The sequence below is a fragment of the Candidatus Binatia bacterium genome (assembly GCA_036563615.1).
Taxonomy (GTDB): domain Bacteria; phylum Desulfobacterota; class Binatia; order UBA12015; family UBA12015; genus DATCMB01.
The window spans coordinates 396,129-422,389 of sequence record DATCMB010000022.1 but is presented as its reverse complement, the minus strand read 5'-3'; the positions used below and the strand labels follow the sequence as shown (position 1 = coordinate 422,389).

The following is a 26,261-nucleotide window of genomic DNA, read 5'->3' as shown; positions in this document are numbered from 1 at the left end:
TTATCCCTCCCGGGCGAGGAGCGCGAGCTCGTGCAGCTTCTGCAGCGCCTGCAGCGGGCTCAGCGCGTCGGGATCGAGCGCCGCGAGCTCGCGACGCAGACGCTGCGCCGGGTCGGCGAACAGGTCGAGCTGCGCGTCGTTGCGCCCGCGACCGCGCGACGCCGTCTGCGAGCCGAGCGGCTTGCCCTCCTCGAGCCCGCGGAGGACCTCGCGTGCGCGGCGTACCACGGCTTCCGGCACACCCGCGAGACGCGCCACCGCGACGCCGTAGCTGCGGCTCGCGGGACCGGGCACCACGCGGCGCAGGAACAGCACGTCCTCCTTCCACTCGCGCACCGCGACCGAGAAGTTGCGCACCCGGGGCAGCGACTCGGCGAGCGCCGTGAGCTCGTGGAAGTGGGTCGCGAACAGCGTCTTGACGCGCGCCCCCGGCGCGGGCTGCGCGTCGTGCAGGTGCTCGGCGACGGCCCACGCGATCGCGATGCCGTCGTAGGTGCTCGTGCCGCGTCCGATCTCGTCGAGCACGACCAGCGTGCGCGGCGTCAGGTTGCGCAGGATCGTCGCGGTCTCCTTCATCTCGACCATGAAGGTCGAGTCGCCGGCGACGAGGTCGTCCGCGGCGCCGACGCGCGTCCAGATCCGATCGGTCAGCGGGATCCTCGCCTCGGCCGCCGGCACGAAGCTGCCGGCGTGCGCGAGCAGCACGATCAGCGCGACCTGACGCAGGTACGTGCTCTTGCCGGCCATGTTGGGACCCGTCAAGATCACGATTTGCTGCGACTCCTCGTCGAGCAGCGTGTCGTTGGCGACGAAGCACCCGGCCGCCGAAGTCTTCTCGACGATCGGATGGCGCCCGTCGCGGATCTCGAGCGTCGTGCCGGCGTGCACCTGCGGTCGCACGTAGCCGTTCTCGTGCGCGGTGGTGGCGAGGCTCAGCACGGCGTCGAGCGTCGCGAGCTCGCGCGCGAGGCGTCCGAGCGCGGCCTCGTGCGTCCGCACCTCCGCGAGCAGCTCGTTGAACAGCGCGACCTCGCGCTGGCGGCAGCGCTCGTCGGCGGTCGTGAGCTGCTGCTCAAGCTCGCGCAGCTCGGGGCTCGTGTAGCGCTCGCCCGACGCGACCGTCTGCCGGCGGATGAAGTGCGGCGGGACGTTCTTCAGGTTCGCCTTGGTGACCTCGAAGAAGTAGCCGAACACCCGCTGGTAGCGGATCTTGAGCGATGCGATCCCGGTCGCGGCGCGCTCGCGCGCCTCGAGCTCGGCGATCAGCGCCTGCGCGTCGCGCGTCAGCGCGCGCAGGCGGTCGACCTCCTCGTCGGCGCCGGCACGGATCGCGCCGCCCTCGGCCGCCGTGAGCGGCGGCGCGTCGACCAGAAGGTTGCCGATGCGCGCGGCCAGCCCCGGCGGCGGAGCGACCGCCGCAGCGACGCGCTCGAGGAGCACCGGACGCGGCGCCGCCGCGAGCAGCTCGTGCACGACGGCCGCGCGCTCGAGGCCGCGCGCGAGGCGCACGAGCTCGCGCGGCCCCGCGCGACCGAGCGCGATGCGCGCCGCGAGCCGCTCGACGTCGCCGATCGGCCGCAGCGCCTCGGCGAGGTCCGCGCGCAAGCCCGGCGACTCGACCAGCGCCTCCACGGCGTCGAGCCGCTCGCCGATCGCCTGCAGGTCGAGCAGCGGGTAGAGCAGCCAGTCGCGCAGGCGACGCGCGCCCATCGCGGTCACCGTGCGATCGATGGCCCACCAGAGCGACCCGTGCCGTCCGCGCGCCGCGCCCTCGACGACCGCGAGATTGCGCCGCGTGCGCTCGTCGAGCATCAGGTGGTCGCCGAGCGCGTAGAGCTGCGGCGGCGCGAGGTGCTCGAGGCCGCCGCGCACGGTCTCCGCGACGTACGCGAGCGCGCAGCGCAGCGCCGCGCGCATCGCCTCGGAGAAGCGCGCCGCGTCCTCGCACTCGCCGAGCAAGCGCTCGAGGACGCGCTCCGCCTCGTCTGCCGTCTCGCCGGGCGGCGCCTCGCGCGGCGTCACCGCGGCACCGCCCGCCGCGGCGAGCTCGCCGAGCACCTCGTCGCCCGCGGGGATCAGGATCTCGCGCGGCGCGATGCGCAGCAGCTCCTCGCGCGCGAGCGCCGCGGACGCGGCTTCGCAGCAACGCAGCTCGCCGGTCGACGCCTCGACGGTGACCAGCACGACGCCGGTCCCGTCCGCGCCGCGACCGAGCGCGACCAGGTAGCCGGGCTCGCTGCTCGCGAGCCCTTCCTCCTCCTCGAGCACCGTGCCCGGCGTGACGATGCGGGTGAGCCCGCGCTCGACGAGCCCCGGCGAGCTCTGCGGATCGCTGATCTGGTCGCAGATCGCGACCTTCAGACCCTGCGCGACCAGGCGGCTCACGTAGCCCTGCGCCGCGTGGTGCGGCACGCCGCACATCGGGATCGGGTTCGGGTCGTCCTTGTTGCGCGAGGTGAGCGTCAAGTCGAGGAGCGGTGCCACGCGCTCCGCGTCCTCGAAGAACATCTCGTAGAAGTCGCCGAGGCGGAAGAAGAGCACGGCGTCGCCCACCTGCTGCTTGACGCGCAGGTACTGAGCGAGCATCGGCGTGAGCTTGGCGGGACGCTGGCTCATCGACGCGCGCGCCCGCTCCGCGTGGCCTCCGCCGCTCGGCGCCCTACCGGCCGCGCACGGTCATGCTGGTCGCGCGAGGACACCGACTCGCGTCGCACTCCCGACTCCTCCCCCACTCCTCCCGGCGCTACCAATACCCCGACGGGCACGTCGGCGGGGGTGGGCCCGGTGGGCAGATGATCCGCTCGGCGAAGCCGTCGAGCCCTCCGGGAACGCCCCTGCTGCGGTGCCCCGGGACGACAAGATTGCACGACGAGATGATGATCCGCAAACATTCGGCGCGGCCCGGGGTGTAGCGCAGACGCAGGCGGCAGAAGTCGAAGTCGCCGTGCTTCAGCGAGCGGAAGATCTCGACCGACTGGTAGCAGAAGTTGAACGGGCCGATGAGCGGCTCGGTCGGCGGCGGCGGGAGATCGGCGCGCGCCGCGCTCGCCGCGAGCAGCAGCGCTCCGCCGACCAGCGCTGCGAGCGCGCGCAGCGTCGCGCGAGCGCGGTCCGGCATCAGACCTTCTTCCGCTTCTTGCCGAGGTAGTCGACGAGCAGGTACTCGCCGAGCCGGTCCGGGCGGCTGTAGAGCGCCCGCCCCTTGTTGATCCGCGTCATGCGCTCGACGAACGCGCGCAGGCCGGGCGAGTCGTCGAGCATGAAGGTGTTGATCGTGATGCCCTGCCGCGTGACGCGCTCGACCTCCTTCAGCGTCTCGGCCGCGGCGCGCAGCGACACCCCGCCGAACGACAGCGGCCACTCGCAGTACAGCCGTCCGCGCGAGAAGTACGCGGTCGGCTGGCCGTCGGTCACCACGATGACGTGCTGGTTGCGGCTCGGGTGGCGGCGCAGCATCTCGCTCGCGAGGCGCAGCCCGTCCTGCAAGTTGGTGAACGGGTCGCCCATGTTCCAGCTCGCCTCGGGAAGGTCGGCGGGCTTGAGCTCGACGGCGCGGGTGTAGAAGCCGACGATGCCGAAGTAGTCGCGCGGGTAGCGCGTGCGGATCAGGCTCTCGAGCGCGAGCGCGACCTTCTTCGCCGCCGCGAAGCGCCCCTCCCAGCTCATCGACCAGCTCATGTCGAGCAGCAGCACGGTCGACGTCGTGGTCGCGTAGTCGGCCTCGTGCACCTCGAAGTCGCCGGGCTCGATCGCGAGCGGCTTCACCGGACGGCGGCGCACGGCGTTCATCAGCGTCGGCACGAGCGCGAGCTCGAGCATGTCGCCGTCGCGCCACGGCCGCGTGCGCTCGGGACGGATCTCCGCGGCGCCGCGGAAGTCGGTGTTGTGGCTGCCGGGACGGTCGCGCAGCATCTGCTGGTAGATGTCGCGCAGCGCGAGCTGGCCGATGCGGCGGATGCCGCGCGCCGACAGCCGCGCGCGGCCTTCCTTCTGCGTCAAGTATCCGGCGTTGGTCAGCAGGAGGACGATCTGGCCGAGGCGCTCGAGGTCCTGCGCCGCGCGATCGCCGAGCAGCCGGCGCAGCTCGGACGCGTCGATCGTCGGGATGTTGCCCGTCAGCAGATTGCGCTCGAGCTCCTTGAGCGACGCCATCTCGCGCATCAGCTCGAGCGCTTCGCCGTAGTCGAGCGACTCGGGACCGCGCATCTGCTCGCCGTACGAGCGCTTGAAGTCCTCGAGCCGCCGAATGTCGTCGAGCTCGGAGAGCAGCTCCTGGAAGCGGCGCGCCGCCTCCGAATCGACGAACTGGTAGTGCTGCGCGAGGCGCTCGATCGCCTCGGAGAGCCGGCTCGGCAGGTCGTCGAGGAACGCGCGCTTCTCGCGCGCCACGGCGCCCGGGTCGCCGTCGCGCATCATCTCGTCGAGCGCCTCGCGCTCGCGCTCGAGGATGTCGTCGAGCCGCGAGCGCGGATCGTCGAGCGCGTGGTCGAGGTTGAAGCGGCTCATGCGCTCGCGCATCTGCTCGCGGACCGACTGGAGCAGCTCGTCGAGCCCCATCACGACGGTGCCGTCGAGCTCGAGACCGTGGCGCAGCAGCCAGTCGAGCGCCTGCTGGACGTCGTCGGTGTACGACAGCGCGTCCGCGAGCTTCTCGAACACGCGGTCGGCGTCGAGCCGCACGCGCTGCGTGCCGTCCCAGGCCGTGTAGCGGATGCGCAGCATGTCAGGCCCGGTACGTGATGCGGCCGCCCTCGACGTCCTTGTTGAGCTTCTGGTGCAGGTGGAGGCCCTCGAGGATGAACTCGGTCGCCGACGCCATCAGCGCCGGCGACTCGAACGGGCCGAGCTCGGCGATCGCCTCGCGCAGCCCGGGGATCGCGCGGATGCCTTCGAGGTACTCGTCGGCGCGCATCATGTCCGACACCTCGACGCCCCAGCCGGCGGCGAAGTAGTTGCTCACCTTCGACAGCCGGTCGACCGACATCACGCGGTCGAACACCGCGAGCACGGCGCGGTTGAGCAGGCGCTCGAGCGGCGACGTCTCGCCGCGCTCGTCGCCCGTGTACTCGAGCTCGAGCTTGCCGAGCATCGACGCCGACACCGCGTGCAGATCGGAGATCCGCGGCACGATCTCGTTCTCGCCGAGGCGGACCGCGCGCCGCTCCGCGTTCGCGATCAGCGTCTCGTAGTTGTTCACCGTGACACGCACGCTGACGCCGGAGGTCTGGTTGATCTCGTGCGACGCGCGCGCCTCGAAGGTGAGCTGCGCGATCACCTGCTTCATGAAGTCCGGCACGCGCACCGGACGTCCGCAGCGCTCGGCGATCGGCACCTCCTGCTCGACGATCGCGATCTCGGTCTCGATCCGCTGCGGGTAGTGCGTGCGGATCTGGACGTCGAAGCGGTCCTTGAGCGGCGTGATGATGCGACCGCGGCTCGTGTAGTCCTCGGGGTTGGCGCTCGCGACGATCACGATGTCGAGCGGCAGACGCACCTTGAAGCCTTTGATCTGGACGTCGCGCTCCTCCATCAGGTTGAACAACCCGACCTGGATCTTCTCCATCAGGTCGGGCAGCTCGTTGATCGCGAAGATGCCGCGGTTGGTGCGCGGCACGAGGCCGTAGTGGATCGCGTCCTCGTCGGCGAGGTAGCGCCCCTCGGCGACCTTGATCGGATCGATCTCGCCGATCAGGTCCGCGATCGAGACGTCGGGCGTCGCGAGCTTCTCGCCGTAGCGGTCCTCGCGTCGGAGCCAGGTGATCGGCGCGTCGTCGCCCTCGCGCTCCAGCAGATTCTTGCAGCGTCGGCAGATCGGCGCGAGCGGGTCGCAGTGGATCTCGCAGCCGGCGACCGCCGGCACCTCCTCGTCGAGCAGCTGCACCAGGCCGCGGATCATCCGCGACTTCGCCTGGCCGCGCTCGCCGAGGAACACCATGTGGTGTCCCGAGAGGATCGCGTTCTCGATCTCCGGGATCACCGTGTCGTCGTAGCCGATGATGCCCGGCAGGATGCGCTCGCCCCGCGACAGCGTGTCGATGAGGTTACGGCGCATCTCCTCGCGCACCGATACCGGACGGTAGCCCGCGCGACGCAGATCGCCGACGGTGGTTTCAGGGCGCATCGACACCTCCTACGCGCCATGCATCCGCCGACGCGTTGCCCGAGGATACCTCAGGTGTAGTGCCGTTTCAGCAAATCGTAGGTGTCGAGCAAGTGCTGGGGGATGACCTTCACCTCGCCGACGACCGGCATGAAGTTGGTGTCTCCCGACCAGCGCGGCACGAGGTGCCAGTGCAGGTGGGCGGCGATCCCGGCGCCGGCCGCCGTGCCGAGGTTGGCGCCGACGTTCATGCCCTCGGGCCGGAAGGTCTCGCGCAGCGCCGCCATGCCCCGCCGCACGTGGTCCATGAGCGCGGTCCAGGCGTCGTCCGGCAGCTCGAGCGGGTCCGCCACGTGGCGCCGCGGCGCGACCATCAGGTGACCGCTGTTGTACGGGTAGCGGTTCAGCATGACGACCGCGTGCTCGTCGGCGTGCAGGACGAGGTTCTCACGCGGGTCGCCCTCGACGGGCAGGTCGCAGAAGATGCAGCCGCCCCGGCGCGGCGCGTTGCCCTCGACGTACGTCATGCGCCAAGGCGCCCAGAGCACCCTGTGGCTCACGACGGACGAGCCTCTTCGTGCGGCAAATCGCTGCTCAGCGCTCGCCCTGTGCGGCGGCCGCAGCTGCGGGCGGCTCGCTGTACGCGCTGCCCTTGCCGTCGACGCGCAGCTTGAGCTCCTTGCCGGCCTTGAAGAACGGCACCCGCTTGGCCATCACCGACACGACCTCGCCGGTCTTCGGGTTCAGGCCCTCGCGCGCGTTGCGACGCTTGACGACGAAGCTGCCGAAGCCGCGGATCTCGATCCGCTCGCCGCGCGCCAACGCCTCGGTGAGGCTGGCGAACACGGAGTTCACCAGCGTCTCGACCTCCCGCCGCGGGATGTGGCTGCGGGCGGCGACGACGGCTTCGATCAGCTCGCGCTTCGTCATGGTCTGCCTCGACTTTCGTCCGCTGGTCGCTCGCGCCGGAGGCTACCAGCGGAATCCTTCCGTCACGATCGGCAGCCGCCAAAGAAGCTGCGGTTGCCCGGAGGGGGATCCTTCGCTCGCCATCTCGGCGAGCGCGAGAAGGAAGGCCAGCGTGCTTCCCGACGACGCCGTCGCCATCGCCTCGTCGGCGAACAGCGCCCGCCACCACCACGGTCCGCGGCGCGGCGAGAAGCGCTCGACGGTCGGCTTGCCGACGATGCCGGCGCGGCTGCCCGCGATCCTGACCGCGTCATCGAGACCGCCGAGCTCGTCGACCAGCCCGACCTGGTGCGCCTCCTCTCCCGTGTAGATGCGTCCGCTCGCGACGTCGCGCGCGCGCTCGGGATCGAGCTTGCGGCCCGCCGCCACGGCGTCGATGAACTGCGTGTGCACCTGATCCGCCATCTGCTGCAGGATCGCCCGCTCCTCGGGCGTCAGATTGCGGAACGGTGAGCCCATGTCCTTCCACTTGCCCGCGGTGACGGTCGTGGTCTCGACGCCGAGCTTCTCGAGCAGACCCTTGACGTTGGCGATCTGCATGATGACGCCGATCGAGCCCGTCAGCGTGCCCGGGCTCGCGACCACGACGTCGGCCGCGCTCGCGACGTAGTAGCCGCCGGACGCGGCGACCGCGCCGAGCGAGGCGACCACCGGCTTCTTCTCCGAGAGCCGGCGGACGGCGTCGTACATCTCCTGCGACGGCGCCACGGCACCGCCCGGCGAGTTGATGCGCACGACCACCGCGCCGACGCGCTGGTTCTCCGCGAGGTCGTCGAGCGTCTCGACGAAGTCGTCGGAGCGCTGGATCTCGCCCTCGAGCGGGACGACGGCGACGATCTCCTTGCCCGGCAGGAGCGCGCCGCCCGACCCCGCACGCATCCAGGCGAGGGCGAACGCGAGGACGAAGAAGAGGACGAGAAAACCGCCGACGAAGCCGAAAGCGCGGCGCACGGGCTGCCCGGGCATGGTTCCCTCGGCCGAGCCTCTAGCTCTGCGACTTGCTCTTCTCGCCCACCGCCCGCTGCAGCTCGTCTCCCACCACGTCCTCGAGCGAGAACTTCGCCGCCTTGCCCTCGCGGCTCAGGTAGGCGTTCATCTCCTCGCGCTCCTCGGTGCGACGCAGCGCCCGCACCGAGAGGCCGATCTTCTTCTCGCGAGGATCGATGTTGGTGACCTCGGCCTCGATCTCCTCGCCGACCTGGAAGTGCTGGCTCGGCTTGTCGATGCGCTCGGTCGAGATCTGCGAGACGTGGATCAGACCCTCGATCCCGTCCTCGATCTCGACGAACACGCCGAAGTCGGTGATGCTCGTGATCGGGCCCTTGACCTTGGTGCCGACCGGGTAGCGCTCCGGCAGCGTCAGCCAGGGATCGGGGGTGAGCTGCTTGACGCCGAGCGAGATGCGCTCGTTCTCGACGTCGACGCCGAGCACGACGGCCTCGATCTCGTCACCCTTCTTGTAGAGCTCCGAGGGGTGCTTGATCTTCTTCGTCCAGTGCAGGTCGGAGATGTGGACCAGCCCGTCGATCCCGTCGTCGACCCCGACGAAGATGCCGAAGTCGGTGATGCTCTTCACCTTGCCGGTGATCTTGCTGCCGGTCGGGTGATTGACGCGGACCAGCTCCCACGGGTTCGGCGCGACCTGCTTGAGGCCGAGCGAGATGCGGCGGTTCTGCGGGTCGACGTCGAGCACCTGGACCTCGACCTCGGCGCCGAGCTCGAGCACCTTCGACGGGTGCGTCACGCGCTTGGTCCACGACATCTCGGAGACGTGGATCAGGCCCTCGACGCCCTTCTCGAGCTCGACGAACGCGCCGTAGTCGGTGATGCTCACGACCTTGCCGCGGATGCGGGTGCCGACCGGGTAGCGCTCGGCCGCGGTCGTCCACGGGTCGGGCATGATCTGCTTCATGCCGAGCGACACGCGCTCACGCTCGGGGTCGTACTTCAGCACGACGACCTTCACCTGGTCGCCGACGTTGATGACCTCCGAGGGGTGCGAGATGCGGCCCCACGACATGTCGGTGATGTGCAGCAGACCGTCGAGACCGCCGAGGTCGACGAACGCGCCGTAGTCCGTGATGTTCTTGACGGCGCCCTCGAGGATGATGCCCTCCTCGAGCACGCGCAGCGTCTCTTCCTTCAGCGCCGAGCGCTCGCGCTCGAGCACCGCGCGACGCGACACCACGACGTTGCCGCGCGAGCGGTTGAACTTGAGGATCGCGAAGCGGCCCTTCTGGCCGATGAAGCGATCCAGGTTGCGCGTCGGACGGAGGTCGGCGTGCGAGCCGGGCAGGAAGGCGCCGACGCCGATGTCGACCTTGAGGCCGCCCTTCACCTTGCCGACGATCAGACCCTCGATCGGCAGGCCCTCGTTGTACGCCTGCTCGATGTCGCGCCAGACCTTGACCTGCTCCGCCTTCGCGCGCGACAGGCTGACCGCGCCGGTCTCGCCCTCGCTGGCCTCGAAGTAGACGTCGACCTCGTCGCCGACGTTGACCTCGATGTTGCCGTCGCGATCGCGGAACTCGTTGATCGGGATCTGGCCTTCCGACTTGTAACCGATGTCTACCGTGACGAGGCCGTTCGCGATCTGAACCACGCGGCCCTTGACGACTTCGCCTGGCTTGACGGACTTGAGACTCTGCTCGAAGAGTTTGCCAAAATCCTCGTCAAGCGACGACTCGTCATTCGCGCTCATCATGCAAAAACGACCTCCAAGGGGGTCGCGCGTGCGGGTCCGCCACGCGCGTTCTCGTTGCCATACTCTTCGCCAGAGCGGTTTTCAAGAGCGATCACGCATGGTTACGACGCCGTACAAGCGCTCGACGACCTGCTCGATCGTGAGCCCCGAGGTGTCGATCACCACCGCGCCCTGAGGGCACACCAGCGGCGCCGCCGCGCGTGCCGCGTCGCGTGCGTCGCGGCTCTCGATGTCGCGCCGCACCTCCTCCTCGTCGACCTCGAGACCGCGCGCACGTAGCTCCGCCGCACGGCGCCGCGCGCGCTCCGCGAGATCGGCGGTGAGGAAGAACTTCACCTCGGCGTCCGGGAAGACGACGCTCCCCGCGTCGCGCCCCTCGACGACGATGCCGCCCGCCTCGCCGAAGCGACGCTGCACGTCGAGCAGCGCCGCGCGCACCGCCGGCAGCGCCGAGATCTTGGATGCGCGCTGGCTGATCTCCGGCGTGCGGATCGCGAGGCTGACGTCGCGGTCGCCGATCGAGAGCCGCGTGCCGTTGTCCGAGAACGCGAGCGGCAGCGAGCGCGCGAGCGCCGCGAGCGCCGCCTCGTCGTCGGCCGAGATCGCCGCGACCTCGTTCTCGTCGATGCGCCGCGCGCGCTCGGCGTCGTCGCCTGCGGCGAGCGCGACCGCGCGGTAGAGCGCGCCGGTGTCGAGGTAGGTGAAGCCGAGGCGCGCGGCGAGCGCGCGGCTCACCGTGCTCTTGCCGGCGCCGGCCGGGCCGTCGATCGTCACCACCGGACGGCGCGCCGTGGTCGCGGCCGTCATCCCGGCTCTCCTCCGCCACGGCGCAGCTTCGCGAGCGTCACGAGGAAGCCCGGGTCGGAGACCGCGATCGCGTCCGCGCCGCGAATCGTCACCGGCGCGCGCGCGGCGAGCGCCGCGATGACGAAGGCCATCGCGATGCGGTGGTCCTCGTGGCTCTCGACCGTACCACCGCCGAGCGGCTTGCCGCCGCGCACCGTCATGCCGTCCTCGTGCTCGAAGACGTCCGCTCCGAGCACGGAGAGGCCGCGCGCCATCGCGGCGATGCGGTCGCTCTCCTTGACGCGCAGCTCGGCGCCGTCGGCAAAGCGCGTCTCGCCGCGCGCGACCGCCGCCGCGACCGCGAGCACCGGGAACTCGTCGATCGCGCGCAGCATGAGCTCGCCCGCGACCTCGGTGCCATGCAGCTCCGTCGCCTCGACCTCGAGGTCCGCGACCGGCTCGTCGCCGAGCGGCGGACGCTCGTGCACCGTGATCTTCGCGCCCATCGCGCGCAGGACGTCGAGCGCGCCGATGCGCGTCAGGTTCATGGACACGCCGCGGACGAAGATGCGCGAGCCCGGCACGATCGAGCCCGCGACCAACCAGAACGCCGCCGCGCTCGGATCGCCCGGCACGTCGACCGAGCACGCGCGCAGCTCCTGCGGTCCCTCGACCACGACGACGTTCGGACGCGGACGCTCGAGCCGCACGCCGAACGCGGGCAGCAGGCGCTCGGTGTGGTCGCGCGACGCGCCCGGCTCCTCGACCGTCGTGCGTCCGGTCGCCTGCAGCGCCGCGAGGATGATCGCCGTCTTCACCTGCGCGCTCGCGACCGAGAGCTTGAACTCCGCCGCGCGCAGCACGCCGCCGGTCACGCGCACCGGCGGACGGCCATCGTTCGTCTCGAGCTTGGCGCCCATGCGCTCGAGCGGCTCGACGATGCGGCGCATGGGGCGGCGGCGCAGCGACGAGTCGCCGTCGAGCGTCGCCGTGAACGGACGCCCCGCGAGCACGCCCGCGACGAGACGCATCGTGGTGCCCGAGTTGCCGCAGTCGAGCACCTCGCTCGGCGCGCGCAGACCGTCGAAGCCCTTGCCGGTGACGCGCACGAAGCCGCCCTCGCGCGCGACCTCGACGCCGAGCGCGCGCAGCACGTGCATGGTCGACGCGTTGTCCTGCCCCTGCCCGACGCCGCGGATCGTCGTCGTGCCGTGCGCGATGCCGCCGAAGAGCAGCGCGCGGTGCGCGATCGACTTGTCGCCCGGCACCTCGACGTCGCCCGCGAGCGGCGCCGCCGCCGGCTGCACGACGACCGTCGACGGCGCGGCGCCGCCGCTCGCGCCGCCGGACGAACGTCCGGTCGAGCCACCCGCCGAACCACCAACCGTTGCGCTCACACTGCTTCCTCCGCTCGCAGCCGCCGCGCGCTGCTTCGCCGCGCGCGCTTCGGCAATGAGTCCCGCGAGACGCTTGCCGTCGCCCGCACGCACCGCCGCCTCGAGCGCGTCGAGCTCGGCGCGGAGCGCCGCGAGCGCGTCGTGCACCGCGGGCGCGTTCGCGAGCAGGATGTCGCGCCAGGTCTCGGGCGAGCTCACGGCGACGCGCGTCGCGCCTTCGAACGACGGCCCCGCGAACGCGAACGGATCCGCGGCGCCGTCGGCCTTCTGCCGCATCGCCTCCGCGGCGCGCGTCAAGGCAAAGGCGAGGAGGTGCGGCGTGTGGCTGGTCAGCGCCAGCACCGCGTCGTGCGCGGCCGGCGCCATCTCGACCACCTCCATTCCGACCGCCTCCCAAAGCGCGCGCACGCGCGCGCGCGCGTCGCGATCGGTGCCCGCGACCGGCGTCAGTACGCAGCGCCGTCCGCGGAACAGCTCGGCGTCGGCGGCCGCGGCTCCCGAGTCCTCGGTGCCGGCGATCGGGTGCGCGCCGACGAAGCGCGCGCGTCCCGCGAGCGCGCTCGTGCAGTCGCGGACGACTCCTTCCTTGACGCTGCCCGCGTCGGTGACGATCGCGTCGCGCTCGAGGTGCGGCGCGATCGCCGCCGCCATCCGCGCGAGGGCCGCGACCGGCGTCGCGAGCACCACGACGTCGCAGCCGCGCACCAGCGCCGGATCGTCGCCCGCGCGGTCGACGATGCCGCGCGCCAGCGCGACGTCGAGGTTCGCCCGGCTGCGGCCGACGCCGACCACCTCGCGCACGAGCCCCGCGCGACGCAGCGCGAGCGCGAGCGAGCCGCCGATCAGGCCGACTCCGACGATGCCGAGGCGGCGGATCGGTTCCATCGGTCGACCGTCCGTCATGCCGAGCGCGCCGCGGGGTACGCCCCGAGCACCTTGAGCCACACGCACTGCCGCGCCATCTCGGCCATCGCTTCCTTGACGCGACGCTCGTCGGGGCGGCCGCGGAAGTCGAGGAAGAAGAGGTACTCCCACGAGCGGCCGCGCATCGGACGCGACTCGATCTTGCACATGTCGATGTTGCGCTCGGCGAGCGGCTTCAGGCTGCGGTACAGCATGCCGGCGCGGTTCTTGACCGAGAACAGCAGCGATACCTTGTCCGCGTCCGGCGCGATCTCGCCGCCGGGCTTGCCGATGACGACGAAGCGCGTGACGTTGCGCGGCAGATCCTGGATGTCGCTCGCGAGCACGTTGAGCCCGTAGCGCGACGCGGCCTCCGCGCTCGCGATCGCCGCGACCGTCGTCGAGCGCGCCGCCGCCTGCGCCGCGAGCGCGTTGCTCGGCACGTCGACCGTCGGCACGCCCGGCAGGTTCTGACGCAGCCACTCGCGGCACTGCCCGAGCGACTGCGCGTGCGACAGCACGCGACGCACCTGCTTCAGCGACTTGGCGCGCGACAGCAGCGCGTGCCGGATGTTGAGCTCGCGCTCGGCGACGATCTGCAGCGACGTGGTGACGAAGGCGTCGAGCGTCGGACCGACCATGCCCTCGGTCGAGTTCTCGATCGGCACGATGCCGTAGTGCGCGTCGCCGCGCTCGACCGCGCGGAACACCTCCGCGATCGAGGTCACCGGCTTGAACGCCGTCGACGAGCCGAACTGCTCGCGCGCCGCCTGCTCCGAGTACGTCCCCGCCGGGCCGAGGTAGGCGACCGACAGCGTGCCCTGCAGCGCGCGCGACGCCGACAGGATCTCGCCGAAGATCGCGCGCAACGCCTCGGGACGCACGCGCGCCCCGCTCTCCTCGTTGAGCTTCAGCAGGCGCTCGATCTGCGCGCGCTCGCGCGCCGGCACCCAGACGCCGTCGCCGCTCTGCTGCTTGACGCGCACGATCTCCTCGACGACGCGATAGCGCTCGCCGAGCACGGCGAGGATCTGCGCGTCGAGCTCGTCGAGACGCGCGCGCAGCTCGGCGAGCCGCTGCTTGGCGTCCCGATTCCGCGTGCGCGCAGGCTTCGCCTGCGGTGCTTGCCTCGCCTTCGCTCCCACCGCCCGACGCGCTACCACACGGCGCGCCGCCGGACCAAAGCGCGTCGCGGACGCGCGTCCCGCGCGGCCACCCACGCTGCGCGACATCGATCTACGCGCGGCGCGGAGCCGCGCTCGGGCTTGCCCGCACCGAGGCTCAGCGCGCCTCGGCGGCGCGCTCGACCACCGCCGCGCGGCCGATCGCGCGCAGGCGCTCGTCGCGCCGCCGGCGCAGCGCCTCGGGATCGAGCTCGTCGAGCGCCGCGAACGCGCGGTCGATCGCCTCGCCGACCGCGCGCGCAGCCGCCGCGGGATCGCGGTGCGCGCCGCCCACGGGCTCCGGGATGATCTCGTCGGCGATGCCGAGCGCGTGCAGGCGCGCCGCGGTGAGACCGAGCGACTCCGCGGCGCGCGCGATGCCCTCGGGCGAGCGCTGGCGCTCGAGGATCGACGCGCAGCCCTCGGGCGAGATCACCGCCAGGCACGAGTGCTCGAGCATCAGCAGCGCGTCGCTCACCGCGAGCGCGAGCGCGCCGCCGCTGCCGCCCTCCCCGATCACGACGCTGACGATCGGCACCGGCAGCGCCGCGAGCTCGGCGATGCAGCCCGAGATCGCCTCCGCGATGCCGCGCTCCTCGCTCTCGGTGCCGGGAAAGGCGCCCTGCGTGTCGACGAAGGTCAGAAGCCCGATGCCCGCACGCCCCGCGAGACGGAACACGCGCCGCGCCTTCCGGTAGCCCTCGGGGCGCGGCATGCCGAAGTTGCGCCGCACCTTCTCCGCCGTGCCGCGACCGCGCTGGTGGCCGACGATCGCGAGCGGCCGCTCGCCGCGGCGCGCAAGGCCGGCGACGATCGCCGCATCGTCGCCGAACGCGCGGTCGCCGTGCAGCTCGACGAAGTCGGTGCACAGCGCGCCGACGTAGTCGAGCGTGAAGGGACGATCGACGTGCCGCGACAGCTGCACGCGCTGCCACGCGGTGAGCCCGGCGAAGATGCGCCGCGCGGTCGCGTCGATCTCGCGCTCGACCTGCTCCTCCGTCGCGCGATCGCCCTGCGCGCGGGCTGCGTCGCGCGCGCGGTCGAGCGCACGCAGGGGTTCTTCAAAGTCGAGATACGTCCGTCGCACCGAGATCTCCCGAGAGAAAGCGTGCCGCGCGCTCGCGCACGGCGGCGATCGGCTCGTGGCCGTCGAGCCAGACGGCGTCGGCGAGCGCGCGGAACCACGTGCGCTGGCGCTTCGCGTACTGTCGCGTCGCGAGCCGCATCCGATCGATCGCGGCGTCGCGGTCGAGCTCGCCGCGCAGGAAGAGCTGCGCCTCGCGGTAACCGATCGCCTGCAGCGGCCGCAGCGCTCCGTCGAAGCCCGCGTCGAGCACCGTGCGCGTCTCCTCGACGAGGCCTGCGTCCCACATCGCCGCCGCGCGCCGCGCGATGCGCGCCTCGAGCTCGTCCGTCGGCGGCGACAGGACGAGCGTCAAGAGCTCGTACGGGCGGTCGGCGAACGCGTGGCGCTCCTGCCACTCCGAGAGCGGCCGTCCGGTGAGGCGCACGACCTCGAGCGCGCGCGTGATCCGCACCGCGTCGTTCGGCGAGATGCGCGCCGCGGCGCGCGCGTCGACGCGAGCGAGCTCCGCGTGCAGCGCCGGCGCGCCGCGCTCCGCGACCTCGCGCGCGAGCTCGGCGCGGACTTCCGGATCCGCGGGCGGCGCGGGGCACAGCCCTTCGGTGAGCGCGCGCAGGTAGAGCCCGCTGCCGCCGCAGAGCAGCACGTTGCGGCCGCGCGCGAGGATGTCCGCCACCACCTCGCGGCCGAGCGCCGCGAAGCGCGCGGCGTCGAACGCCTCGTCGGGCTCGACGACGTCGAGCAGGTGGTGCGGCACCGCGGCGCGCGCGGCGCGGTCGGGCTTCGCCGTGCCGATGTCGAGCCGGCGGTAGATCTGACGCGAGTCCACCGAGACGATCTCGGCGTCGAGCGCCGGTGCGAGCGCGAGGGCGAGGTCGGTCTTGCCGCCCGCCGTCGGGCCGACCAGCGCCACCACGCGCGGCCGGGTCGCGCTCACGTCCGTCGCACCCGGCGCAGGAGCTCGCTGCGCTCGATCTCCATCAGCAGCGGACGACCGTGCGGGCAGGTCGCGGCGAACGGGATGGTGTCGAGGTCGGCGAGCAGACGCTCCATCTCCTCGCGCTCGAGCGGATCGCCGGCGCGAACCGCGCCGTGGCACGCGATGCGCGCGAGCAGCGCGTCGCGCGCGCTCGCCATCTGCTCGCTGCTGCCGATCTCGCCGAGGTCGGAGGCGAGGTCGGCGAGCAGGCGCTCGACATCGGTAGACACGTCGAGCGCGGCGGGCAGCGCGCGCAGCAGCACCGCCCGATCGCCGAACGCCTCGATCTCGAAGCCGGCGTCGCGGCTCTCGTCCGCGCGCGCGAGCAGCCGCTCGCGTGCCGCGGCGTCGAGCTCCACGACCCGCGGCACGAGCAGGCGCTGGCTCGCGGTCGCGGCCGCCGGCGGCGCCGCGCGCAGGCGCTCGAAGCGCACGCGCTCGTGCGCCGCGTGCTGGTCGATCAGCACCAGCGACGTGCGCGACTCGCACACGATGAAGCCGCCGAACGCCTGGCCGACGACGCGCAGCTCGGCGAAGGTCGGCCGCGACGGCGTGGCTTCGACCGCAGGCTCCGCGGCGTCGACCGCGGGCGCGGTGATCCCGGCCGCCGTCGTCGCGGTCGCTGCGTCCGCCGCGAGCGGCGGCGCGGACGCACCGGGCGCGGACGGCGCACGCACGGTCGTGGACGCAGGCGCGCGCGGCGGCAGCGTCGCGCGCGACGGCGCGGAGGCGGGTGCGGCTCCGCTCGTCCCACCGAGGCGCGCCTGGAACAGCGGCGCCTGCGCGCCCACCTCGCGGCGGATCGCGTAGCGCGTCAGCGCCTCCTGCACGCGCTCGGGACCGGGCGCCCCCGCACCGCGCGGCGCGCTCTCGTCGCCGGAGCTCGCCTCCCCACCCGCGTCCGCGTCGCGCGCCTCGCCCGGCGCCACCGCCGCGGCGGCCAGCGCCGCGCGCAGCGCGCGCACGACGACGCCGTAGACCGCGTCGGGCTGCGCGAAGCGCACCTCGACCTTCGCCGGGTGCACGTTCACGTCGACCGCCGACGGCGGCAGGTCGAGGAACAGCACCGTGCTCGGGTAGCGTCCCGACGGCAGCAGCGCGCGGTACGCGTCGAGCACCGCGCGCATCAGCACGCGGTCGCGCACCAGGCGTCCGCCGACGTAGGTCAGCACCGCGCGCGCCTGCGGCTGGCTGTGCCCGCCGCGCGACGTCCAGCCGTGCACGCGCAGGTCGAGCTCCGTGCGGTCGACGGGCACGAGCACCTTCGCGCGCTCCGCGCCGAGCACCTGCCGCACGCGCTCCTCGCCGCGCGCGACCGCCGGATAGCGGAACACCTCGCGCCCGCCGTGCACGCACACGAACCCGACCTCGGGCCGCGCGAGCGCGAGCCGCTGCAGGAGGTCCGAGATGTGCGCGAGCTCGGTCGCGGCGCTCTTCAGGAACTTCCGCCGCGCCGGCAGCGTCGCGAACAGATCGCGCACCTCGACGGTCGTGCCGACCGGTGCGCCGGCCGGCACCGACTCGACGATCTTTGCTTGACGAAGCGTCACGCGCACGCCTTCCGAGGCGTGCCGCTCGCGGGTCACGATGGTGACGTCGGCGGCGGCGGCGATGCTGGCGAGCGCCTCGCCGCGGAAGCCGAGGCTCGTCAACCGTCCGAGGTCCTCGATCGCGCGCAGCTTGCTGGTCGCGTGGCGCAGGCAGGCGCGGTGCGCGTCCTCGGGCGACATGCCGCAGCCGTCGTCGCGCACGACGATGCGCTTGCAGCCGCCCTCCTCGAGCGTCACGTGGACGTCGCGCGCACCCGCGTCGAGCGCGTTCTCGACCAGCTCCTTCACCACCGAAGCCGGGCGCTCGATCACCTCGCCGGCGGCGATCTGGTCCGCGACCAGGGCGTCGAGGACAGCGATGCGCGCCTTCGCCGAAGCCGCAGACGGCGCGCTCAAACGATCCGCTCCGGTCGTCTCGCCGCGAGCCACTGCTCGAGCTCGGTGCGCTCGGCCTCGAAGCCCGGGCGACCCGCGGCGCCGTAGATCAGCCGCTTGCCCTCTTCGACCGCCGGCTGGTTGTAGGGATCGACCCCGAACAGCGCCGCGGTGAGCGCGGTCTCGACCTCGAGCAGGTAGACGAGCTGGCCGACCACGTGCGGCGTGAGGCGCGGGATCTCGATGGTGATCGTCGGGCGGCCGCGCTTGTGCAGCGCGAGCTGCATCGCGCGCTGCTCGAGGTCGAGCAGCGCCCCGAGGTCGTGACCGCCGAGGTAGGAGACGTCGTCGAGGTCGGTGTAGCTGCGCGGGATCTCGACCTCGACGCCGTGCTTCTCGACGCGCAGGAAGGTCACCACCTTGTCCGCCGGACCGTCGAGGTAGAGCTGCATCTGCGCGTGCTGGTCGGCGGCGCCGACCGCGCGCACGGGCGTCTGGCCGATCGAGAGGCGCCCGCCGTTGCGCTCGACGCGCTTGCCGAGGCTCTCCGCCCAGAGCTGACACCACCAGTCGGCGAGCGGCACCAGGCGGTCGGAGTACGGCATCACCACCGCGGTCGGCACGCCGTGCAAGACGTCGAGCAGGTAGCGGACGGCGGCCAGCATCGCGGCCGGGTTGCTCTCGGGCTCGAGCGCGCGGCAGCGCTTGTCCATCTCCGCGGCGCCGTCGAGGATCGCCTCGACGTCGATGCCGAGCAGCGCGACCGGCAGCAGGTGCACCGAGCTCAGCGCCGAGAAGCGGCCGCCCACACCGCCGGGGAACGGCGTCGAGGGAAAGCCCTCGTCGTTGACGATCTGGCGCAGCGCGCCGCCGTCGGCGTCGGTCGTCACGATGATGTGCTTGACGTAGTCCACCGCGCCGAGCTCGCGCAGCAGCCGCTCGCGCACGACGAGGAACTGCGCCAGCGTCTCCGTCGTCTCGCCGGACTTGCTGACGACGTTGAACACCGTGCGCGACAGGTCGAGCTCGTCGAGCAGGCGGGCGAAGCTCACCGGGTCGATGTTGTCGGCGACGATGAGCTGCGGACGGCGGCGCTGGGGCGCGACCTCCGCCGCGACCTCGAGCTCGAGCGCGGTCGCGAGCGCGCGCGCGCCGCGCGCCGAGCCGCCGGTGCCAAGCAGGACGAAGTGGTCGACGTCGTCGCGCAGCTGGTCGGCGAGCGCCAGCACGTCGTTCAGGCCGTCGCGCTCGATCGGCAGGTCGAGGAACGGATGCAGCCCCTGCGCGCGCTCGCTCTGCAGCGCGCCGACGGCGTCCACCAGGCGAGGCCGCAGCGCCGTCAGCTCGTCGTCGTGGATGCCGTTCGCGGCACCGATCGCGCTCGCGAAGACGCCGTTCAGGTCGATGCGCACGACCTCCGGCTCCTGGCGCCGCCGGCCGCGGGAACTCTGAGCCATGTGCCGTCGCTCGTAACATCGCCTGCACCGCCCCTCCAACGGTGCTAGGAACGCCGCCGGTGCAGGCCCTCTCGTATCGCGCCAAGGTCGGCTCGCTCGAGCGCGTGCGGCGTGCGTGCCGCCGGGCGCAGCGCGCGGGCAAGCGCGTGGTCTTCACCAACGGCTGCTTCGACCTGCTGCACCCCGGGCACGTGCGCTACCTGGCGATCGCGCGCTCGCACGGCGACCTGCTCGTCGTCGGGCTGAACAGCGACCGCTCGGTGCGCGGCCTCAAGGGTCCGGGACGCCCCGTGCAGAGCGAGGACGCGCGCGCCGAGGTGCTGGCCGCGCTCGCCGCGGTCGATCACGTGGTGATCTTCGACGAGCCGACGCCCTACGAGCTGATCGCGGCGCTCGAGCCGGACGTGCTGGTGAAGGGTGCGGACTGGGCCGAGCGCGACATCGTCGGCGCCGACCTGGTGCGCGCGCGCGGCGGCAAGGTCGTGCGGGTGAAGCTCGTTCCCGGGCAGTCGACGACGCGGCTGGTCGAGCGCTCGCGGCGGGCCGTGGCGGGGAAGACGGCTGCGCCGCAGCAGAGCACCACGGCGCGGAGGAAGTGAGCCGCTCGATCGTCCGCGATCGCAGGCCGCTCGGGCCCGCGGGCGCGACGCTCGGTCGGCCCTGATCGTCAGCCGGCGAGCGTCAGGCGCTGACCTGAGCGGGGCGCGATCCCGTGACCTTGGTCACCCGCCCCGAGCGCAGGCAGCGCGTGCAGACCAGGATGCGCCGCACGGTGCCGTTCATGATCGCGCGGGCGGTGTGCAGGTTCGGCCGCCAAACCCGCTTGGTCTTGTTGTTCGCGTGGCTCACGTTGTGGCCAACCGAGCGGGTCTTGCCGCAGATCTCACAGGCGCGCGCCATCGCAGTGGTTCTCCTTGCATGCCCCGGGCCGAGGTCACAGCCGCGGGCGCGGGATCCGCGTCTCGTAACGATGCAGCGGTGCGATGTAAAGTGCCCGTCCGCCGAGGCGGCGACCCCGGCTGGGCCGGAAGGCCGTTCGGCGAGCCCTCCCCGCGCGCCCCGCGCGATCGGGCGTCCGCTCAGCGCAGGCGCGCGATCGCCTCGATCTCGACCCGCGCGCCGCGCGGCAGCGCCGCCACCGCGACCGTCGAGCGCGCCGGGTACGGCGGCGTGAACGCCTCGGCGTAGATCTCGTTGACCGTCGTGAAGTCGTTCATGTCGACCAGGAAGAGCGTCGTCTTGACGATGGTCGAGAGCCCGGCGCCGGCGGCCTGCAGGACGGCGTCGAGGTTCGCGAGCGCCCGCCGCATCTCCGCGGCGACCCCGCCCTCGACCAGCGCGCCGCTCGTCGGGTCGAGGCCGATCTGGCCCGAGCAGTAGACGAAGCCGTCGACGACGCGCGCCTGCACGTAGGGTCCGATCGCGGCCGGCGCGGCGCTGGTCGCGACCACGCGCTCCGACGCGTTCACAGCACGCTCCACAGCGCGACCAGCAGCATCCACCACAGGCAGACCATGCCGATCACGAACGCCAGCGAGCGGTGCGGCTGCATGCCGCGCACGTACGCGACCGTGTGGACGATGCGCGCCACCGCGAAGCCCGCGAGCAGGATGCGCGCCCAGATCAGCGACGGTCCGCTCAGCGCGTAGAGCAGACCGATGCCGAAGAACGGCAGGATGTTCTCGACGTCGTTCGCGAGCGCGCGGCGCAGACGCTCGATGTGCTCGTCCGGCACCGGTGCGAGCGGACGCTCGCGTCCGGCCATGGCGTAGTCCTCGGGCGAGACGAACACCCCCGCGCGCATCCGCGCCCGGCTGATCAGGAAGATCAGCACGAGCATCTTGGCCGCGAGGATCAGGTACCAGAACGCGAACACGCGTACGGCGGGAATCGCGAGCACGTCCATCGCTGGGCTCCTTTCGCTCCTCGGAAGGTCGAGCGCTCTTCAGGCGCGCAGGCGCTCGACCCGCATCACACCGCGTACGCGGGTCAGGTTGCGCATGACGCGCGTCAGGTCGTCGGCGTGCTGGACCATGACCTCGAAGGTGTTGAGCGCCTTCTGGTCGGGCACGCTTCGGGATTCGGCCTTGGAGATGTTGATGCCGCTCTGCGCAATCGCCTTGGTGATCGCCGCGAGCAGGCCCGGCTCGTCGACGCACATCACCTCGAGGCGCACGGGGCGCGGCACGTGGTCGGTGTCGTCGCGCCACACGCAGTCGACGCGGCGCTGCGGATCGGCCTCGAGCACCTTCACGCAGCCCATCGCGTGCACCGTGACGCCGCGTCCGCGCGTGATGAAGCCGACGATGCGCTCGCCCGGCAGCGGGTCGCAGCAGCGCGCGAAGCGCACGAGCACGTCGTCGACGCCGCTCACCTTGACGCCGCTCGTCCCCGGCCGCCGCGCGACCGCGCGGAACAGCCGCTGCAGCGTGCCTTCCTTCTCCTGCTGCGGCGTCGCGAGCTCGCTCTCGGGGACGACCTTCTCGAGCACCTGACGCGCGGTCAGCTTGCCGTAGCCGACCTGGCTCATCAGCGCGTCGAGGTTCTTCAGCCCGAACTCGTGCGCGACCCGCTCGAGCGTCCCGTCGCGGGTGAGCTTGCCGAAGTCGAGGTGGTGCCGCGCGAGGTCGCGCGCCAGGATCTCGCGCCCGACCTCCATGCTGCGTGCCGCCTGCTGCGCCTTGATCCAGGCGCGAATTTTCTCCTTGGCACGCGGGGTCTTCGCCCACTTGAGCCAGTCGCGGGCCGGCGTCTGGCGACGCGTGGTGATGATCTCGACCGTGTCGCCGCTCTGCAGCTGGTAGCGCAGCGGCACCAGACGTCCGCCGACGCGCGCGCCCGAGCAGTGGTGTCCGACCTCGGAGTGGATGCGGTACGCGAAGTCGATCACCGTCGCGCCCTGCGGGAAGTTCAGCAGGTCGCCCTTCGGCGTGAAGACGTAGACCTCGTCCGGGAACAGGTCTTCCTTGAAGCTGTGCAGGAACTCGTGCGGATCCTTGACCTGCTGCTGCCACTCGAGGAGCTGACGCAGCCACTGGAAGCGCTGCACGTCCTGCAGGTCGATCCCCGAGCTGCCCTTGTACTTCCAGTGCGCGGCGACGCCTTCCTCGTTGACCCGGTGCATCTCCTGGGTGCGGATCTGCACCTCGATGCGCTCGCCGCGCGGCCCGATCACGGTGGTGTGCAGCGACTGGTAGCCGTTCTGCTTCGGCAGCGCGATGTAGTCCTTGAAGCGCCCCGGCACCGGCTTCCAGTGGTTGTGCACGACGCCGAGCGCCTCGTAGCACTCGCGCACCGTGTCGACGATGATGCGGAACGCCACCAGGTCGGAGACCTGCTCGTAGAGCAGGTTCCGGCTGCGCATCTTCTGGTAGATCGAGTAGAAGTGCTTCGGCCGTCCGGTGATCGTGCACTCGATGCCGGCCGCCTCGAACTGCTTCGCGAGAATCGCCTGCACCTCGCGGATGTAGCGCTCGCGCTCGGTCTTCTTCTTCGCGACCGCCCGCTTGAGCTGGTAGTAGATCTCCGGATGGAGGGCGTGCAGCGCCGCGTCCTCCATCTCGCTCTTCATCCAGTAGATGCCGAGCCGGTGCGCGAGCGGCGCATAGACGTCGAGCGTCTCCTGCGCGATGGCGGCCTGCTTCTGCGGCGGCAGGCCGTTGAGCGTCCGCATGTTGTGCGTGCGGTCCGCGAGCTTGATCAGGATGACCCGCAGGTCGCGCGCCATCGCGAGGATCATCTTGCGGAAGTTCTCCGCCTGGTGCTCCTCGCGGCTGGTGAAGTTGATCTGGCTGATCTTGGTGACGCCGTCGACCAGGGTCGCGATCTCGGTGCCGAACAGCGCCTCGACCTGGCCGAGCGTGGTCAGCGTGTCCTCGACCGTGTCGTGCAGGAGCCCGGTCGCGATGCTCGGGACGTCGAGCTTGAGGTCGGCGATGATGCCGGCGACCTCGAGCGGGTGCGAGACGTACGGCTCACCCGTCGCCCGGCGCTGGTTCTTGTGCTTTTCGGCGGAGAACTCGTACGCGCGGCGGATCACCTCGACCGGCGCCGCCGGAAGATAGCTCTGAACCTTGCTGACGAGGCTCTCGAGGGTCACCCTGTTGGTGAGATAGGGACGTCTCTCTGCCTCCGCAAGGGCCGCGGCCGACGCGATCATCCGAGCGATGGCTTGAGCCGCGCCGCGAGCACGCGTCCGCTCAGGCGAGCGGCAGCACGGAGCGTCGTCCGATCCGGCAGCGCTCGGCCGCGATGATCGCGAGCAGATCGCGCTCCGCGCGGGCGCGGTCGTCGTTCACCAGCAGGTAGTCGTAGACGCCGGGCTCGCGCGCCGCGCTGATCTCCTCGCGGACGCGGGCGAGCCGGCGCTTGATTTGCGCATCGCTGTCGGTGCCGCGCGCGCGCAGCCGCTGCTCGAGCACCGCGAACGACGGCGGCACGACGAAGATCCCGACCGCGTCGGCCGGATAGGCGCGCTTGATCGAGCGCGCGCCCTGGATGTCGACGTCGAGCAGCATGTCGCAGCCCGAGCCGATCGCGGCGTCGAGCGGCGCGCGCGGCGTCGCGTAGGCGTGGTCGAAGACCTCCGCCCACTCGACGAACTCGCCGGCGTCGCGCAGCCGCGCGAACTCCGCAGCGTCGACGAAGTAGTAGTCGCGCCCGTGCTGCTCGCCCGCGCGCGGCGTGCGCGTCGTGTAGGAGACCGAGAGCGCCAGCCCGGGATCGGCCGCGAGCGCGGCGTTGACGAGCGTCGTCTTGCCGCCGCCCGAGGGCGCCGAGACCACGAACAGGATGCCGCGCCTCGGCGCCGCACCACTCGGCACGCCGGCGCTCATTCGACGTTCGCCGCCTGCTCGCGCAGCTTCTCGAGCTCGCTCTTCGCGGCGAGCACCGCCTGCGTCATCGGCAGGTGGTTCGCCTTCGAGCCGATCGTGTTCACCTCGCGCACCATCTCCTGGATCAAGAACTCGACCCGCTTGCCGACCGCGTTCTTCTCGCGCAGCAGCGCGGCGAGCGCGTCGAGGTGGCTGCCGAGACGCGTCAGCTCCTCGGACACCTCGCTGCGGTCGACCGCCAGCGCGACCTCCTGCAGGACGCGCGCGTCGTCGAGCCCCTGCTCGCCGAGCAGCGCCTTGACCCGGCTCGTCAGGCGCTCGGTGAGGATCGGCTTCATCTCGCGCGCGAGGCGTGCGCACTCGCGGTGCAGAGCGGTCAGGTTCTTCCAGCGCAGCCGCATGTCGCGCAGCAGGTTCGCGCCCTCGCGCTCGCGCTCGCGCGTGTGCTGACGCAGAGCCTGCTCGACCACGCGCCGCAGCGCCGGCAGCTCCATCGCGGCGTCGGGCTGGCTCTGCACCGGACGCAGCAGGTCGCCGGCGCTCGCGCGCAGCAGCGCGAGGTCGATCTCGCCGGGGAGCTTGAGCTCCGTCTTGATGCGCCGCCAGGCGGCCACGGTGGCGCGGGCGAGCTCGAGGTCGGGCTCGATGCGATGCACCGGACGCGCGGCGCCCTCGCGTCGCACGACGAGGTCGACGCGGCCGCGCTCGATCTTCCTCTGCACGACCTCGCGCAGCTCCGCCTCGCTCGCCTGGTGCTCGCGCGGCACGCTGATGCGCAGCTCGAGGAAGCGCGAGTTGACGCTGCGGATCTCCGCCACCAGACGGCCGCCGCCGACCTCGACCGCGGCCGTGCCGTAGCCGGTCATGCTCTTCACGGTCGCGTCCTCGTCGTGCGGCGCGGCGCGCGCTCGGCCGCGGCCTCGCTGGTGGCGTCGGCGAGCTCGGCGGGCGCGAGCGTCGCCGTACCGACCTTGCCGACCACGACGCCGGCGCCGACGTTCGCGAGCCAGGCCGCCTCCTCGAGCGTGCCGCCGCTCGCGAGCGCGAGCGCCGCGATCGCGAGCACGGTGTCGCCCGCGCCGGTGACGTCGAACACCTCGCGCGCCGCCGCCGGGAAGTGACGCGGCGGCGCGTCGCTGCGGCAGAGCGACATGCCGTGCTCGCCGCGCGAGATCAGCACCGCGTCGCTCTGCCAGCGCTCGAGGAGAACGCTCGCCGCGCGCTCGAGCGCCTCGGGGCCGTCGATCTCGACGCCGGCCGCGGCCGCGGTCTCGCTCTCGTTTGGCTTGACGAGCGTCGCGTTGCGGTAGTGCGCGAAGTTCGGCTGCTTGGGGTCGATCAGGTAGAGGAAGCCGTCGCGCTCGCGGCGCCGCGCGAGCATGTCGAGCAAGCCGGGCTGGATCGTTCCCTTGCCGTAGTCGGAGACGATCACCGCCTGCACGCGCGGCAGCTCGCGCTCCACGCGGCGGACGATCTCGCGCCCGACGCGCTCGTTCGGCCGCCACGGCTCGCGGTCGAGGCGCACGACCTGCTGGTGGTGCGCGATGATGCGCGTCTTCTCGATCGAGGACGCGCCCGACGTGACCAGGACGCCGTCGGCGTCGGCGCCGAGCTCGGACAGCAGACGCCGGATCGTCGCGCCCGCCGCGTCCTTGCCGACCCAGCCGACGACTCGCGGACGCGCGCCCAGCGCCGCCAGATTCGCGACCACGTTGCCCGCGCCGCCGGGGTGCATGCTCTCGCGCGTCACCTGCACGACCGGCACCGGCGCCTCGGGCGAGATGCGGCGGACGTCGCCCCAGATGAAGTGGTCGAGCATCAGGTCGCCGACCACGAGCACGCGCGCCGAACGAAACGCGTGCACGAGCTGCAGCAGACGACGCACGGACGACGGCGCGCCGGTCGCGCCGGCGGTCGACGCTCCGATGGAAGTGGTGGGTACGCTTCTCAAGCTGCGGA

At 72.2% G+C, this 26,261-nt stretch carries 23 protein-coding genes; 1 reads left to right on the top strand and 22 read right to left on the bottom strand.

Features of this window, described 5'->3' with window-relative positions; all coding sequences use genetic code 11:
• From mutS to VIS07_20355, 15 genes are all read right to left on the bottom strand, one after another.
• Entirely contained in the window at nucleotides 1-2,616 is a 2,616-nt protein-coding gene (gene mutS / locus VIS07_20425; protein HEY8517884.1) for a DNA mismatch repair protein MutS, read from the bottom strand.
• 127 nt (nucleotides 2,617-2,743) lie between these two features.
• Entirely contained in the window at nucleotides 2,744-3,118 is a 375-nt protein-coding gene (locus VIS07_20420) for a hypothetical protein (GenBank protein ID HEY8517883.1), read from the bottom strand.
• Complete coding sequence (locus VIS07_20415) at nucleotides 3,118-4,722, bottom strand: VWA domain-containing protein (GenBank protein ID HEY8517882.1); 1,605 nt, start codon at nucleotides 4,720-4,722, stop codon at nucleotides 3,118-3,120. The genes VIS07_20420 and VIS07_20415 overlap by 1 nt, the downstream gene beginning before the upstream one ends.
• A 1-nt stretch (nucleotide 4,723) precedes the next feature.
• Complete coding sequence (locus VIS07_20410) at nucleotides 4,724-6,121, bottom strand: magnesium chelatase (GenBank protein ID HEY8517881.1); 1,398 nt, start codon at nucleotides 6,119-6,121, stop codon at nucleotides 4,724-4,726.
• Between the two features lie 50 nt (nucleotides 6,122-6,171).
• A complete protein-coding gene (locus VIS07_20405; GenBank protein ID HEY8517880.1) occupies nucleotides 6,172-6,660 on the bottom strand; it encodes an HIT domain-containing protein in 489 nt (162 codons plus the stop codon).
• A gap of 34 nt (nucleotides 6,661-6,694) precedes the next feature.
• Nucleotides 6,695-7,030: an integration host factor subunit beta gene (locus VIS07_20400; GenBank protein HEY8517879.1), complete on the bottom strand. Its 336-nt coding sequence runs from the start codon at nucleotides 7,028-7,030 to the stop codon at nucleotides 6,695-6,697.
• A gap of 42 nt (nucleotides 7,031-7,072) precedes the next feature.
• Nucleotides 7,073-8,035: a signal peptide peptidase SppA gene (gene sppA / locus VIS07_20395; protein HEY8517878.1), complete on the bottom strand. Its 963-nt coding sequence runs from the start codon at nucleotides 8,033-8,035 to the stop codon at nucleotides 7,073-7,075.
• A gap of 19 nt (nucleotides 8,036-8,054) precedes the next feature.
• Complete coding sequence (locus VIS07_20390; protein HEY8517877.1) at nucleotides 8,055-9,773, bottom strand: 30S ribosomal protein S1; 1,719 nt, start codon at nucleotides 9,771-9,773, stop codon at nucleotides 8,055-8,057.
• Between the two features lie 81 nt (nucleotides 9,774-9,854).
• A complete protein-coding gene (gene cmk / locus VIS07_20385; protein HEY8517876.1) occupies nucleotides 9,855-10,580 on the bottom strand; it encodes a (d)CMP kinase in 726 nt (241 codons plus the stop codon).
• Nucleotides 10,577-12,841, bottom strand: a complete 2,265-nt coding sequence (gene aroA, locus VIS07_20380; GenBank protein ID HEY8517875.1) for a 3-phosphoshikimate 1-carboxyvinyltransferase — start codon at nucleotides 12,839-12,841, stop codon at nucleotides 10,577-10,579. Before aroA ends, cmk begins: the two co-directional genes overlap by 4 nt.
• Before the next feature lie 14 nt (nucleotides 12,842-12,855).
• On the bottom strand, nucleotides 12,856-14,004 hold the full coding sequence (gene pheA / locus VIS07_20375) for a prephenate dehydratase (protein ID HEY8517874.1): 1,149 nt from the start codon (nucleotides 14,002-14,004) through the stop codon (nucleotides 12,856-12,858).
• 136 nt (nucleotides 14,005-14,140) lie between these two features.
• The gene (locus VIS07_20370; GenBank protein HEY8517873.1) at nucleotides 14,141-15,109 is read right to left on the bottom strand and encodes an acetyl-CoA carboxylase carboxyltransferase subunit alpha; all 969 of its coding nucleotides are present in this window, start codon (nucleotides 15,107-15,109) and stop codon (nucleotides 14,141-14,143) included.
• Complete coding sequence (gene miaA, locus VIS07_20365; GenBank protein ID HEY8517872.1) at nucleotides 15,084-16,043, bottom strand: tRNA (adenosine(37)-N6)-dimethylallyltransferase MiaA; 960 nt, start codon at nucleotides 16,041-16,043, stop codon at nucleotides 15,084-15,086. The genes VIS07_20370 and miaA overlap by 26 nt, the downstream gene beginning before the upstream one ends.
• Nucleotides 16,040-18,031: a DNA mismatch repair endonuclease MutL gene (mutL, locus tag VIS07_20360; GenBank protein ID HEY8517871.1), complete on the bottom strand. Its 1,992-nt coding sequence runs from the start codon at nucleotides 18,029-18,031 to the stop codon at nucleotides 16,040-16,042. The genes miaA and mutL overlap by 4 nt, the downstream gene beginning before the upstream one ends.
• The gene (locus VIS07_20355; GenBank protein ID HEY8517870.1) at nucleotides 18,028-19,467 is read right to left on the bottom strand and encodes a glucose-6-phosphate isomerase; all 1,440 of its coding nucleotides are present in this window, start codon (nucleotides 19,465-19,467) and stop codon (nucleotides 18,028-18,030) included. The genes mutL and VIS07_20355 overlap by 4 nt, the downstream gene beginning before the upstream one ends.
• 59 nt (nucleotides 19,468-19,526) lie before the next feature.
• Here VIS07_20355 and rfaE2 point away from each other — a divergent pair, with 59 nt between their 5' ends.
• Nucleotides 19,527-20,066: a D-glycero-beta-D-manno-heptose 1-phosphate adenylyltransferase gene (gene rfaE2 / locus VIS07_20350; GenBank protein HEY8517869.1), complete on the top strand. Its 540-nt coding sequence runs from the start codon at nucleotides 19,527-19,529 to the stop codon at nucleotides 20,064-20,066.
• An 82-nt stretch (nucleotides 20,067-20,148) separates the two neighbouring features.
• Here rfaE2 and rpmB read toward each other — a convergent pair whose 3' ends face one another.
• From rpmB to rfaE1, 7 genes are all read right to left on the bottom strand, one after another.
• Nucleotides 20,149-20,367: a 50S ribosomal protein L28 gene (rpmB, locus tag VIS07_20345; GenBank protein ID HEY8517868.1), complete on the bottom strand. Its 219-nt coding sequence runs from the start codon at nucleotides 20,365-20,367 to the stop codon at nucleotides 20,149-20,151.
• 179 nt (nucleotides 20,368-20,546) lie between these two features.
• Nucleotides 20,547-20,936, bottom strand: coding sequence for a RidA family protein (locus VIS07_20340; protein ID HEY8517867.1), 390 nt, complete (start codon nucleotides 20,934-20,936; stop codon nucleotides 20,547-20,549).
• On the bottom strand, nucleotides 20,933-21,373 hold the full coding sequence (locus tag VIS07_20335; protein HEY8517866.1) for an MAPEG family protein: 441 nt from the start codon (nucleotides 21,371-21,373) through the stop codon (nucleotides 20,933-20,935). The genes VIS07_20340 and VIS07_20335 overlap by 4 nt, the downstream gene beginning before the upstream one ends.
• Before the next feature lie 39 nt (nucleotides 21,374-21,412).
• Complete coding sequence (locus VIS07_20330; GenBank protein HEY8517865.1) at nucleotides 21,413-23,566, bottom strand: bifunctional (p)ppGpp synthetase/guanosine-3',5'-bis(diphosphate) 3'-pyrophosphohydrolase; 2,154 nt, start codon at nucleotides 23,564-23,566, stop codon at nucleotides 21,413-21,415.
• Between the two features lie 100 nt (nucleotides 23,567-23,666).
• Entirely contained in the window at nucleotides 23,667-24,302 is a 636-nt protein-coding gene (gene gmk / locus VIS07_20325) for a guanylate kinase (GenBank protein ID HEY8517864.1), read from the bottom strand.
• The gene (locus VIS07_20320; GenBank protein ID HEY8517863.1) at nucleotides 24,299-25,168 is read right to left on the bottom strand and encodes a YicC/YloC family endoribonuclease; all 870 of its coding nucleotides are present in this window, start codon (nucleotides 25,166-25,168) and stop codon (nucleotides 24,299-24,301) included. Before VIS07_20320 ends, gmk begins: the two co-directional genes overlap by 4 nt.
• Before the next feature lie 5 nt (nucleotides 25,169-25,173).
• Nucleotides 25,174-26,253 (bottom strand): D-glycero-beta-D-manno-heptose-7-phosphate kinase, encoded by a 1,080-nt coding sequence (gene rfaE1 / locus VIS07_20315; GenBank protein ID HEY8517862.1) that lies wholly within the window; start codon nucleotides 26,251-26,253, stop codon nucleotides 25,174-25,176.
• Between the last annotated feature and the right edge of the window lie 8 nt (nucleotides 26,254-26,261).

Bases quoted from the DNA above. Each gene is read 5' to 3' on its own strand.
- VIS07_20420 (HEY8517883.1), bottom strand. From the start codon at position 3,118: ATGCCGGACCGCGCTCGCGCGACGCTGCGCGCGCTCGCAGCGCTGGTC.
- VIS07_20335 (HEY8517866.1), bottom strand. From the start codon at position 21,373: ATGGACGTGCTCGCGATTCCCGCCGTACGCGTGTTCGCGTTCTGGTAC.
- VIS07_20320 (HEY8517863.1), bottom strand. From the start codon at position 25,168: ATGACCGGCTACGGCACGGCCGCGGTCGAGGTCGGCGGCGGCCGTCTG.
- VIS07_20390 (HEY8517877.1), bottom strand. From the start codon at position 9,773: ATGATGAGCGCGAATGACGAGTCGTCGCTTGACGAGGATTTTGGCAAA.
- sppA (HEY8517878.1), bottom strand. From the start codon at position 8,035: ATGCCCGGGCAGCCCGTGCGCCGCGCTTTCGGCTTCGTCGGCGGTTTT.
- cmk (HEY8517876.1), bottom strand. From the start codon at position 10,580: ATGACGGCCGCGACCACGGCGCGCCGTCCGGTGGTGACGATCGACGGC.
- VIS07_20400 (HEY8517879.1), bottom strand. From the start codon at position 7,030: ATGACGAAGCGCGAGCTGATCGAAGCCGTCGTCGCCGCCCGCAGCCAC.
- VIS07_20415 (HEY8517882.1), bottom strand. From the start codon at position 4,722: ATGCTGCGCATCCGCTACACGGCCTGGGACGGCACGCAGCGCGTGCGG.
- VIS07_20410 (HEY8517881.1), bottom strand. From the start codon at position 6,121: ATGCGCCCTGAAACCACCGTCGGCGATCTGCGTCGCGCGGGCTACCGT.
- mutS (HEY8517884.1), bottom strand. From the start codon at position 2,616: ATGAGCCAGCGTCCCGCCAAGCTCACGCCGATGCTCGCTCAGTACCTG.
- aroA (HEY8517875.1), bottom strand. From the start codon at position 12,841: ATGGAACCGATCCGCCGCCTCGGCATCGTCGGAGTCGGCCTGATCGGC.
- rpmB (HEY8517868.1), bottom strand. From the start codon at position 20,367: ATGGCGCGCGCCTGTGAGATCTGCGGCAAGACCCGCTCGGTTGGCCAC.
- VIS07_20355 (HEY8517870.1), bottom strand. From the start codon at position 19,467: ATGGCTCAGAGTTCCCGCGGCCGGCGGCGCCAGGAGCCGGAGGTCGTG.
- gmk (HEY8517864.1), bottom strand. From the start codon at position 24,302: ATGAGCGCCGGCGTGCCGAGTGGTGCGGCGCCGAGGCGCGGCATCCTG.